The following is a 10,740-nucleotide window of genomic DNA, read 5'->3' as shown; positions in this document are numbered from 1 at the left end:
TGTGCCTGTTCAGGCAGGTTAAGGCGCGCCCATGGACGCGCCAATTCAATCTTTCTTGTGCCCGTGTTTACTCATTTCGACAGCCGGGACCGGGCTGGCGGCAGTTGTCCGGCCACCGCTTCAGCGCCGGAATCCGCCATGGAAGCCGCCCCCGCGGAAGCCACCGCCACCACCGCCGCCAAAGCGCCCTGCGCCCTGCCAGTGCTGCGCCATGCCCTGCCAGCGCTGCTGGCCGACCTCGCGTGCCTGGCGCTGCGACTCCAGCCGGCTGGTGGCGTCGTTGTTCGGCTGCACCGGTTCCCAGCCGCCGGCGGTGTGTTTCTGCCAGCCGTCGTCGGTGTGCTGGTACACGGAGCCGTCGTGGCCGGCGTAGACGTTGCCGTTGTTCCACACCAGGGCGTTGTCCTTGCCGGGGTTGGCGACAAAGCCGCGGCTGCCGGCGGTGTGCGCGCCGGTCCGGGTGTTGCCGGCAATACCGGCCTCGCCCGCGCCGATGCGGCCGGTCGACGGTTTGGCGAACGAGCCCTGGTGGCCGGCCGCGTAGTTGCCGGAATATGGGTTGAACGCCGCGCCGCGGCTGCCCTGGTAGCGCGCGCCGGTCGCCGGGTTGAAGCCCGAGGCCGCGCTGCCGCGCCACTCGGTGCCGGTCCAGGCATTCCAGCCTTGCGCATGCGTCACCGTCCCCTGTCCCCAGCGGCCATAGAAATTGGCCTGGTTCACATTGACGTAGTTCCAGTTAAACGGGGCGCCCCACCAGTACGGTCCCCAGTACGGCGACGCCGCACCCCAGAACGCACCCGCGGCGAAGCCGAAGGCAAACCCCTCGGCCATGCCGACGCCAAAGCCTGCGCCGTATCCATAGGTAACCGGGTAGCCGTAGTAGACCGCGCCGACGTAGGCCGGATAGACGTAGCCGGTGCCGTACACGACCGTGCCGTCGGGGCTGACCACCACGCCCATGTAGCCGGGGGTGTAGCCGACCGCGACGGTGTCAGGCGTGACCGAGTAGATCCGTACATAGGTCACGTAGTGGAGCGGCGAGGCCGGCGGGATGGTGTAGATCGCCGACGGCACCTCGGTGGCGACGCGCCACGGTCCCGACGGTGCGGGCGCCGCGAACCAGACACCATTGGCGACCGCGTAGTAGTGGCTGGCATCGACCTCGATCACCGGCGTGCCCGTGTTCGCCGCATAGCTGAGCGAGGTACCGGTGATCGGCGTAAAGCGCGGCGCGCCGTCGTAGGCGACGTTCAGGCTGGCCTTGCTGCGCGAGACCGTGGCGGTCTGCGGGATGGTGGCGGCGATCTCGGCCTCGCGCGCCTGCGGCGTGCCCGGCACCGACACCAGCACGTTGGCCTTGGGATCGGTCGTCGGGATCTTGGCAAAGTCGGCCGGCAACTCGCGGCCAGGCACGTATTCCCACGGCCCGGTCAGCATCGGCGCGCGGAACCAGCGGCCTGACACCAGCACGTAATACTGGTTGGTGGCCGGGTCGACGAAGATGGCGTGATCGGCGTTGGAGACCGTCAGCAGGCCCACGCCACTGACCGGCGTCATCTGCGGCGCGCCGCTGGTGATCACCAGCTCGGTCGGCCGGGTGGCGAAAACGATGGCCGGCGCCCGCGCCGGGCGCTTGCCGTCCGCGGGCAGCATCGCGTCCGGTTTCATGCCGGCGGCGGCCTTGGTGGCGGCATGCTCCAGCGCCTTCGGCACCGTCGTCATGACCTCCCATGCGCCGCCCGCGGATTCCGAGCGGTACCAGTAGCCAGCGGCCTTCAGGTACAGCTCGCCGCCCGACTCGCGCAGCAGCAGGGCGCGGCTGTTGAGCGCGCGTTCATATTGCGTGCCGGCAACGGCGCGCCAGGCGGGGTCGCCGTCGACCAGCACCAGCAGTGTCGGCGTGGTCGCAAACAGGATCTGCGGGGCGTCGTTGCGGACCGGCACGCGGCCGGCGCGGGCCAGCTGCTGTGACACGGCATAGCTGGCCTGCAACTGGTCCAGCGGCACCGTCAGGCCGTTGGCCGGCAGCCGGGACACCAGCGCCTGGCGCACCCGGTCGGCGGCGTCCGGCCTGGTGGGGACTTCCACGCTCTCGATGCGCAGCGCACTCAGCTGCACCAGCCCGGACGGCTTGTCGATATCGGCGGTGGCCAAAAAATGCACGACGCCGTAGGTAGGCGAGCCGCTCTTCTCGCCTACCGCCACGGCGGCACGGCCCGACAGGCGGTTGCCGTCCCATGTCTCGACCTGCGGCTGGTACAGCTCGACATGGTCGTTGGCGGCGTCGAAATTGCGCGGCCAGGCCAGCGCTGCGGCGGTTGGCTGCGGTGGCGTAGCGGCCTGCGGCGCGAGGGGCGCGAGCGCAAGCCACGCCGCCACGATCAGGGCGCTGGTCTGCTTGAGGCGAAAAGGCATGGCTTTCTCCAGCGTGGAGGGCACGATGCAGCACAGCAGGCGGCCCATGCTGGCAATCTAAATTAGGCCGGACAGGCGAACAATCGCATTTGAAAACATTCAGGGCGCTTGCAAAAAAAGACAGATCGGGCCGTCTGCGTGCATGATGCACCGCCCCTGCGGCGCCTGGTGGTCAGGAAGACACCGAGGCGCGATGCGCCGTTGCGCCAGCCACCAGCCGCCGCCCTTGAAGCGACCGCGCCACGGCCTCATCTCTAGTGTTTCCCTGGCTATTGCCGCGCCCCATGCCTCCTCGCACCACGATCCTGACTGCCGCGCTGATCACGGCGCTGCTGCACGCCTACATCGGGCTGCGCCTCTTGCCGGCAATGCCCGTGCCGATGCTGGTCAAGATGCTTGCTGTTGTCTGGCTCGCCCTGTCTTGCGCGCTGCTGCCCGCCGGGCTGCTGGCGCGGCGCTTCAGCCAGCCGTGGGCGGACCGGATTTCCTGGATCGGCATGCTGGCAATGGGATTCTTCTCATCCCTGCTGGTGCTGACGCTGGCGCGCGACGTCGCGCTGGCCGCCGCCTGGCTGGCGGGCAAGCTGCTCGGCTGGCAGGCCGCCGGACTGGCATCGGGCAGCGCCCTCGCCGTGCCGCTGCTGGCACTGCTGGTCACGCTGGCCGGCTATATCAACGCCCGCCGCGTGGCGCGCGTGGTCGAGGTCGACGTGCCGGTGGCCGACCTGCCCGAGGCGCTGCACGGCTTCACCATCGCGCAGATCAGCGACATCCACGTCGGCCCCACCATCAAGGGGCCTTACCTCGACCGCATCGTCGAGCGCGTTAACAGCCTGCAGCCGGACGCCGTGGCCATCACCGGCGACCTGGTCGACGGCACCGTGCGCGAACTGTCCGCGCATACCGCGCCGCTGGCGCGGCTGCAGGCGCGCCATGGCAGTTACTTCGTCACCGGCAACCATGAGTATTACGCCGGCGCGCAGCCATGGATCGACGAACTGCGCCGGCTCGGCCTGCGCGTGCTGATGAACGAGCACGTGGTGGTGGAGCACGGTGGGCAGCCGCTGGTGCTGGCGGGCGTGACCGACTACTCCGCCGGCCGCTTCCATGAAAGCCACCGCAGCGACCCGCACCGCGCCATCGCCGGCGCTCCGGCGCAGGCCGGCGTGCGCGTGCTGCTGGCGCACCAGCCACGCACTGCCGCCGCCGCCGCGGAGGCTGGCTTTGACTTGCAGCTATCAGGGCATACTCACGGGGGGCAGTTCTGGCCGTGGAACCTGTTCGTGCCGATGCAGCAGCCGTACACCGCGGGGCTGGTGCGGCATGGCGCGATGTGGGTCTATGTGAGCAGGGGGACGGGGTACTGGGGGCCGCCGAAACGGTTCGGGGCGCCTTCGGAGATTACGCGGTTGCGGCTGGTGCGGGCGTAGGACTAAGCAGCATCGCCAATGCGCTCGCGAGCGTTACAGCCATAAAAAAGCCATAAAAAAACCAGGCCCGCAGGCCTGGTTCTCTTTCACACTCAGCAGTACCTTACCGCGCAATCGGCTTGTACCGAATCCGCTTCGGCTTGGCCCCTTCTTCACCCAGCCGCTTCTTCTTGTCCGCCTCGTATTCCTGGTAATTGCCCGGGAAGAACTCCACATGCGAGTCGCCCTCGAACGCCAGGATGTGCGTCGCGATCCGGTCCAGGAACCAGCGATCGTGCGAGATCACCATTACGCAGCCGGCGAACTCCAGGAGCGCATCTTCCAGAGCGCGCAGCGTTTCCACGTCGAGGTCGTTCGACGGCTCGTCCAGCAGCAGTACGTTGCCGCCGGCGATCAGCGTCTTGGCCATGTGCAGGCGGCCGCGTTCGCCGCCCGACAGCGTGCCGACCTGCTTTTGCTGGTCGCCGCCCTTGAAATTGAAGCGGCCGATATAGGCGCGCGACGGGGTTTCGTAACGGCCAACGGTCAGCACGTCGGCGCCGCCGGAGATTTCCTCGAATACGGTCTTGGTGCCGTCCAGCGCATCGCGGCTCTGGTCGACAAACGCCATCTTCACGGTCGGCCCGATCTTGATTTCGCCGCTGTCCGGCTGTTCCTTGCCGGTGAGCATCTTGAAGAACGTCGACTTGCCGGCGCCGTTCGGACCGATGATGCCGACAATGGCGCCCGGCGGCACCTTGAAGCTCAGGTTTTCGATCAGCATGCGGTCGCCGAAACCCTTGCTGACGTTGTCGAACTCGATCACTTCGTTACCCAGGCGCTCACCGACCGGGATGAAGATTTCCTGGGTTTCGTTGCGCTTCTGGTATTCCTGGCTGTTGAGCTCGTCAAAGCGGGCCAGGCGCGCCTTGGACTTGGCCTGGCGGCCCTTGGGGTTCTGGCGCACCCACTCCAGTTCCTTGTGCAGGGCCTTCTGGCGCGCCGACTCGCTGGCCTCTTCCTGCTTCAGGCGCGCTTCCTTCTGGTCCAGCCACGAGCTGTAGTTGCCCTTCCAGGGGATGCCCTGCCCGCGATCCAGCTCCAGGATCCACTCGGCGGCGTTGTCGAGGAAGTAGCGGTCGTGGGTCACGGCCACCACGGTGCCCGGGAAGCGCGTCAGGAACTGTTCCAGCCAGTCGACCGACTCGGCATCCAGGTGGTTGGTCGGTTCGTCGAGCAACAGCATGTCGGGGCGCGACAGCAGCAGGCGGCACAGCGCCACGCGGCGCTTTTCACCGCCGGACAGGTGGCCGATCTTCGCGTCCCACGGCGGCAGGCGCAGCGCGTCGGCGGCGATCTCCAGCTGCAGCTCGACGTTGTTGCCATCGCTGGCGGCCAGGATGGCTTCGTACTTGGCCTGGTCGGCGGCAAGCGCGTCGAAGTCGGCGTCCGGCTCGGCATAGGCGGCGTAGATCTCATCGAGCTTCTTGCGCGCCTCGAACACGCCGCCCAGCGCCGCCTCCACCGATTCGCGCACGGTCTGCTCGGGATCGAGCTGCGGCTCCTGCGGCAGGTAGCCGATGTTCAGGTTCGGCATCGGCGTGGCCTCGCCCTCGATCTCCTTGTCGAGGCCGGCCATGATCTTGAGCAGCGTGGACTTGCCCGAGCCGTTCAGGCCCAGCACGCCGATCTTGGCGCCGGGGAAGAACGACAGCGAGATGTCCTTCAGGATGTGACGCTTGGGCGGAACGATCTTGCCCACGCGGTTCATGGTGAAAACGTACTGTGCCATGGGTGCGTGTTGGTGTTGGTGCGGGAATGGCGGGAGTGTATCAGGCACGCCGGCGCGCGCTGCCGGCCCCAGCCAGCTTTGGCCCCCGCCGGTACAATGGCGGGTTCGACTTTCCGCTGATTTTCCGAGCCATCGCCATGAGCAGACCCGCCCTGACCCTGAAGTTCAAGTGCAAGAAGTGCGCAAAACCCGTCACCCTGTACCTGCAGAAGACGTCCGCGTGCTCGCACATCACTCCGTACCAGGGCTTCTGCAAGTGCGGCGAGATGATGCGCCACGCCACCGGCGACAAGGACGCAGTCGAGTCCTTCGTGAACTCGCTGGACAACAGCTGGATGCATCACCATCACCACTAAGCAGGCTGCAGCAGTGACGGAAACCTGGCGCCCCGCCGGCAAGGACCCGATGCGCTTCCTGGGCGGCTATCCGCCCGAAGTGCTCGACCAGGTGCGCGAACTCGCCGCCGCCGGCCGCCTGGGCGACCACCTCGCCCGCCGCTATCCCGGCCGCCATACCGTGCAGACCGATCGCGCGCTGTACGACTACGCCACCGAACTGAAGCAGGAATTTTTGCGCAGCGCGCCGCCGCTGCATAAGGTCGGCTTCGATGCCACGCTCGACTCGGCGCACAAGGCCTTGGGCCTGCACACCGCGATCTCGCGCGTGCAGGGCGGCAAGCTGAAAGCCAAGAAGGAAATCCGCGTGGCGTCGCTGTTCAAGGAAGCGCCGACGGAATTCCTGCGCATGATCGTCGTGCACGAGCTCTCGCACTTAAAGGAGAGCGACCACAACAAGGCCTTCTACCGGCTCTGCGAACACATGGAGCCGCGCTACCACCAGCTGGAATTCGACACGCGCCTGTGGCTGGCGTGGCGCGAACTGGACAAGGCGGGAAGCTAGTTACAGCTTCTTCGCGAATCGTCGGCCGGATTGGCGAAGTCGCATTACCGCCGGCAACGCGGCGGTAATGCACCTCCGCTTGGTGTGACTGCGAGCCCTCAATGAACCTGCATGCCGCGCATGGCATGTATCCGCTCATGCTGCCGCTTCAACGCGTCATATTGGCGCTGAAGTGTCGCGCTGGCATCGGGTGGCAGTGTCTTCATCATGACGGACTGATACTCGCGCCTGGCGGCATCTTCCTCGTGCTCGCACATTCCCAGCACGGCGTCGTCGTTGTTTGGCTGCAGCATGTGACGGAACGCCATCCAGCCACGGAACAGCGTGCCATTCATGGTGCCCCGGTCGGTCGGCCGGCCGCCCATGGCACTGACCATCGATTGCAATTCCTTCACCGACGCCCGGTAGGTGTCCGCCGTAGCGGTCAGGATGTCGCGAAGCTGTGCATCGCGCACTTCACCGGCACCGCTCATGCAGGCCAGTTCGCTGTCCTTGCCAGCTTCGATCAGCTGGTTCAGCGCCAAGACAGTTTGTTGCTGGTTGTCGCCCATGGCATTCTCCCAACACGCATTCAGGCGACGCGCAGATTTGGCGCCGCCAGGTAAGCCAAAGGAGGAACCGCCGCCGCGTAACCGGCCGTGAGAGCGGCGTCGCAGACGCCATCGACATGAATCAGCTGGTTCGCGCCGGGCCCCATTTGCCTGCTCGTTCAGAGGTAAGGCGTGACTACATGATAGGAGATGGCTGAAGCCCGGCGGGATGGCGCCGGCGCCACGATCCCAAGGGGCTATGCTTGAGCGGCAGCAGGAGTACAAGCGGATCATGCGCCACCCACACCTTCAGCCCGGCGCACTCTGGCCGGCCCTCGTGCAGCGCCCCCCTCCCCCAGAGGGCGGCGACAGCGGAGCCTTAGACGGGCTGTTCACCTTTGCCTGTCGGCACCCCCGCCCCCGAGCGCCTCAAGCAGCGGCCGCAAGGCATCGAGTTCCGCGCCGAAGCCGGCCCAGTCCCCTGCTTTCAGGCGCTCGATGGCGCGGTCATAGTGCGCGAGTGCCTCGCGCGCACGGGTGTTCGCAGCGCCCTGCTCAAATATCGCCACCGGGGCGGATCCCCCGAAAAGGGCCGCAAGGGCCGCGCCCAGGGTGTCCTCCATGGCAACGCGATCACCATAGGCGGCGATCACCCGCTTCAGTTCGGGTAACTGGCCGGACTCCGCGCGCAGGTAGAGCGGCGAGACATAGAGGATGGAATTCTCGATCGGCACGACCTGCAGATGGCCGCGGATGACGCGCGAGCCCATCTGGTTCCACAGCGAAATCTGCTGCGAGATCTCGGTATTCTGCTGGATGCGCGCCTCGATCTGGAACGGCCCGTAGACCAGCTTCTCCTTGGGGAAGGTGTAGGCGACAAGCTTGCCGTAGTTGGGCGGATCGGAGCGCGCCGCGAGCCACGCGATCATGTTCTCGCGCTGGCTGGGCACCATCGGCAGCATGAGCACGAACTCGGCGCTCGCTTCCTCAGGCAGCCGCAGGATCATGTAGTAGGGCATCATCCGCGCGGCGGGCGTGTTCCCTGCGCTCATGCCCGACAACTGGCGCGGGAACTCCCAGAGATCCTCGCGGTTATAGAAGACTTCCGCCGCTTCCATGTGGTAGGCGCGGTAGATCTGCGCCTGGACCAGGAACAGGTCTTCCGGGTAGCGGATATGCCGCTGCAGGTCCCGCGGCATTGCGCCCAGCGGCCTGAACATGCCCGGGAAGATGCGCTGGTACACCCGCAGGATCGGATCAGCGGGGTCGCTGACGTAGAAGTCCACCGTGCCGTTGTAGGCATCGATCACTACCTTGACTGCGTTGCGGATGTAGTTGTCGGCGTGGCCGGTGCCAGGCTGCGAGTAAGGGAACCAGCGGCTGGTGGTGTAGGCGTCCTGGATCCAGTAAAGGCGCCCGTCGCTTGCCACGATATAGGGGTCGCGGTCGAGGATGAGGAACGGGGCAATCGTGCGCACCCGGTCCCGGATGTTGCGATGGAGCAGGATGCGGCTCTGCGGCGTGATGTAGCCGCTCAGCAGGATATTGGGATCGTCGAGCTGCCAGGCAAACAGGACCCGGCGCGCCAGGCTGCCGACGTCGATGCCGTCGCGCCCGCGGTAGGCCGTATAGACGTTGTCCTTGCCCTTGGGGTAGTCGAACTCGGGCACACTGCCGTTGACGATGACATAGCCTTTGCCGCCTTCTCCGAAGTAGAGGCGCGGCTCGTGGATGACCGGGCCGCGGTCTGAGAGCGGTGGAATGTCATGCAGATAGAGCAAGGGCAGGCCTTCGGCGGATTTCTCGGTGACCGGCGACATGACCACGCCATTGCCATGGGTGAACAAGAGATGCAGGTTCACCCAGGTCTGGGCATTGGGCGGGATCAGCGCCGGCTCCAGCTCCCGCGCCGACAGCATGACCTGCTGGTAACCGGCGTCGAGTTGGTAGCGGTCGATATCCGTCGCGAGGAACTTGTAATAGGTCCTGATCTCCTGCAGCTGCGCATAGGTATCGCGCAGCGGCTGCAGGTCCCACAGGCGGATATTGTCGATGGTCGGGCGATTGGCCTGGAGTGAGGCAAGATTCAGGTTCTGTTCGACCGGGAACGGCTTTGCCCTGATCTGCGTTACGCCATAGGCCTCACGTGTCAGCGCGATATTGTGTTCGAGGTACGGCGTCTCCAGTTGCAGTTCGTTGGGCTTGACATAGAATCGCTGGAACAGCGCCGGATAGACCGTGCCGAGCAGGAACGCGCTGCCGGCCACCAGGATTGCCCCGGCCGCAGGCACCCGGTAGTCCCGCCAGCGCAGATAGGCCCATGAAGCGGCGGCAGCCGCGGCAGACAGGCTGCACTGCAGCCACAGGACCGGCAGCCCCACATGGATGTCGGTATAGCTCGCGCCGACCACGACGCCGTTGTCGCCATAGAGAAGAAGGTAGCGGTCAAGCCAGTAGGACCACGCCTGCAACGCGAAGAACAAGCCCAGCAACGCGGCAGCATGGATAGCGGCCGCCGCTGAAAGCCCGCGCGGCGGCTGGACCAACGCGATATCGCCGCGCAACCCATAGACCGCGCCGGCAATCACTGCGCAGCAGCCCAGCAGCAGGAGCAGCCAGTTCCTGAGTGCCAGATACGCAGGCAGCGAGAAGAAGTAGAAGCCGATGTCCTTGCCGAAGATCGGATCGGACTTTCCGAATGGAACCTGATTGATGTAGCGCAGCGCAGTGTCCCAGCTCGACAGCTCTCCGACGGCCATCAGCAGCCCTACAAAGACGGCAACGCCGGCAATGGCGGCGCGCCAGGGCAGGCGCATCGCCATCTCGCCGACCGGTTCGCCCCGGGCCTCCGGCGTCCAGGCCTGCGCCTGCCTCGCGCAGCGGTGCGCCAGCCAGCCCGATACCCAGATCGCACCCGCCGACACGCCGAAGACGGCAAGCAACAGCACCGCCTGGGTCGAGAATATGGTGCGGAAAACCCCGGCGTAGCCAACGGAGGTAAACCACAGCCAGTCAACGATGAGGTCGCTGACGCGCCCGGCAGCGACCAGCGCGACGATGACGGCCACTACCCAGGTCGCGGGGCGTCTCAGGCGCGTGGCATCCATCGCTGGCGAGCGCATCGATCATGCTCCTTTGCCGCACTGTCGTCCGTGACCTGCTTGCCTGTGCGATGGGTCCGGGTCGAATTGTGCAGTCTGATTCATTGTAGGCGAGGCGATCGGGTGACAGCGAGCCCTGCACTCGCAGGAGGCCATGCAAAAGACGCCAGCGCGCCGGCTGACTCCGCGATGTGCCCGTCTTCGACTTTCTGCCCACGTACAAGGACGCGCAGTACAAATCGGAAGATGAGCGAGGGTGTTTCGGCGTTTGGCTATTTGCTGGCCGATTGCGCTCAGGCAGGATGCGGCGTCCGTATGGGAATGCGAAGTGTCTTATCGCGCTGTTGATAGCGGCGCGAGAGACTGGCACCGTCATCGCACACAACGATGACCGGGCGTGGAACCCCGAGTGCAAACATGACAGGCCGGCGTCCTTGACGCCGCCTGTTTTCGCGTACGCGCTTGTCATCCATGGCGGGCCGACACGAGGCAGCCGCAAGGCTGGCCGGCTTAGTGTATGCACCGGAGTTCCACCCTCGCTGTCGGGCCTGCCGCCACCCCTTCACGGCTGTGCGGCAGACCTTCATCAAACG

At 66.1% G+C, this 10,740-nt stretch carries 7 protein-coding genes; 3 read left to right on the top strand and 4 right to left on the bottom strand.

The features are described 5' to 3' along the window. Positions 1-120: 120 nt before the first annotated feature. The gene (locus E1J61_RS07645) at positions 121-2,415 is read right to left on the bottom strand and encodes a carbohydrate-binding family V/XII (protein ID WP_133093489.1); all 2,295 of its coding nucleotides are present in this window, start codon (positions 2,413-2,415) and stop codon (positions 121-123) included. Positions 2,416-2,699: 284 nt separating this feature from the next. Between E1J61_RS07645 and E1J61_RS07640 the strand changes: the two genes are divergently transcribed. Continuing rightward, positions 2,700-3,845, top strand: a complete 1,146-nt coding sequence (locus E1J61_RS07640) for a metallophosphoesterase (protein WP_133093488.1) — start codon at positions 2,700-2,702, stop codon at positions 3,843-3,845. 103 nt (positions 3,846-3,948) lie between these two features. On the opposite strand, the gene ettA is transcribed toward E1J61_RS07640, so the two are convergent. Next, positions 3,949-5,616, bottom strand: coding sequence for an energy-dependent translational throttle protein EttA (gene ettA, locus E1J61_RS07635; protein ID WP_029048366.1), 1,668 nt, complete (start codon positions 5,614-5,616; stop codon positions 3,949-3,951). 137 nt (positions 5,617-5,753) lie between these two features. Here ettA and E1J61_RS07630 point away from each other — a divergent pair, with 137 nt between their 5' ends. Both E1J61_RS07630 and E1J61_RS07625 read left to right on the top strand, forming a co-directional pair. Then, positions 5,754-5,972 (top strand): hypothetical protein, encoded by a 219-nt coding sequence (locus E1J61_RS07630; protein ID WP_133093487.1) that lies wholly within the window; start codon positions 5,754-5,756, stop codon positions 5,970-5,972. Between the two features lie 49 nt (positions 5,973-6,021). Beyond that, a complete protein-coding gene (locus E1J61_RS07625; protein ID WP_133093541.1) occupies positions 6,022-6,516 on the top strand; it encodes a M48 family metallopeptidase in 495 nt (164 codons plus the stop codon). A gap of 98 nt (positions 6,517-6,614) precedes the next feature. Here the strand turns inward: E1J61_RS07625 and E1J61_RS07620 are convergent, their stop codons facing one another. Together E1J61_RS07620 and E1J61_RS07615 are read right to left on the bottom strand one after the other, a co-directional pair. Next, positions 6,615-7,067 carry a PA2169 family four-helix-bundle protein gene (locus tag E1J61_RS07620; RefSeq protein WP_133093486.1) on the bottom strand — a complete coding sequence of 151 codons (453 nt, stop codon included), beginning with the start codon at positions 7,065-7,067 and terminating at the stop codon, positions 6,615-6,617. A gap of 371 nt (positions 7,068-7,438) precedes the next feature. Beyond that, a complete protein-coding gene (locus E1J61_RS07615) occupies positions 7,439-10,168 on the bottom strand; it encodes a UPF0182 family protein (protein WP_133093485.1) in 2,730 nt (909 codons plus the stop codon). Positions 10,169-10,740 lie beyond the last annotated feature (572 nt).

Source organism: Cupriavidus sp. L7L (assembly GCF_004353535.1).
Classification (GTDB): Bacteria; Pseudomonadota; Gammaproteobacteria; order Burkholderiales; family Burkholderiaceae; genus Cupriavidus; species Cupriavidus oxalaticus_A.
The sequence above is the reverse complement of the archived record's forward strand: the minus strand, read 5'-3'. Positions and strand labels throughout refer to the sequence as shown.

Coding starts and splice junctions, on each gene's coding strand:
- E1J61_RS07645 (WP_133093489.1), bottom strand. CDS start 2,415: ATGCCTTTTCGCCTCAAGCAGACCAGCGCCCTGATCGTGGCGGCGTGG.
- E1J61_RS07640 (WP_133093488.1), top strand. CDS start 2,700: ATGCCTCCTCGCACCACGATCCTGACTGCCGCGCTGATCACGGCGCTG.
- ettA (WP_029048366.1), bottom strand. CDS start 5,616: ATGGCACAGTACGTTTTCACCATGAACCGCGTGGGCAAGATCGTTCCG.
- E1J61_RS07630 (WP_133093487.1), top strand. CDS start 5,754: ATGAGCAGACCCGCCCTGACCCTGAAGTTCAAGTGCAAGAAGTGCGCA.
- E1J61_RS07625 (WP_133093541.1), top strand. CDS start 6,022: ATGCGCTTCCTGGGCGGCTATCCGCCCGAAGTGCTCGACCAGGTGCGC.
- E1J61_RS07620 (WP_133093486.1), bottom strand. CDS start 7,067: ATGGGCGACAACCAGCAACAAACTGTCTTGGCGCTGAACCAGCTGATC.
- E1J61_RS07615 (WP_133093485.1), bottom strand. CDS start 10,168: ATGCGCTCGCCAGCGATGGATGCCACGCGCCTGAGACGCCCCGCGACC.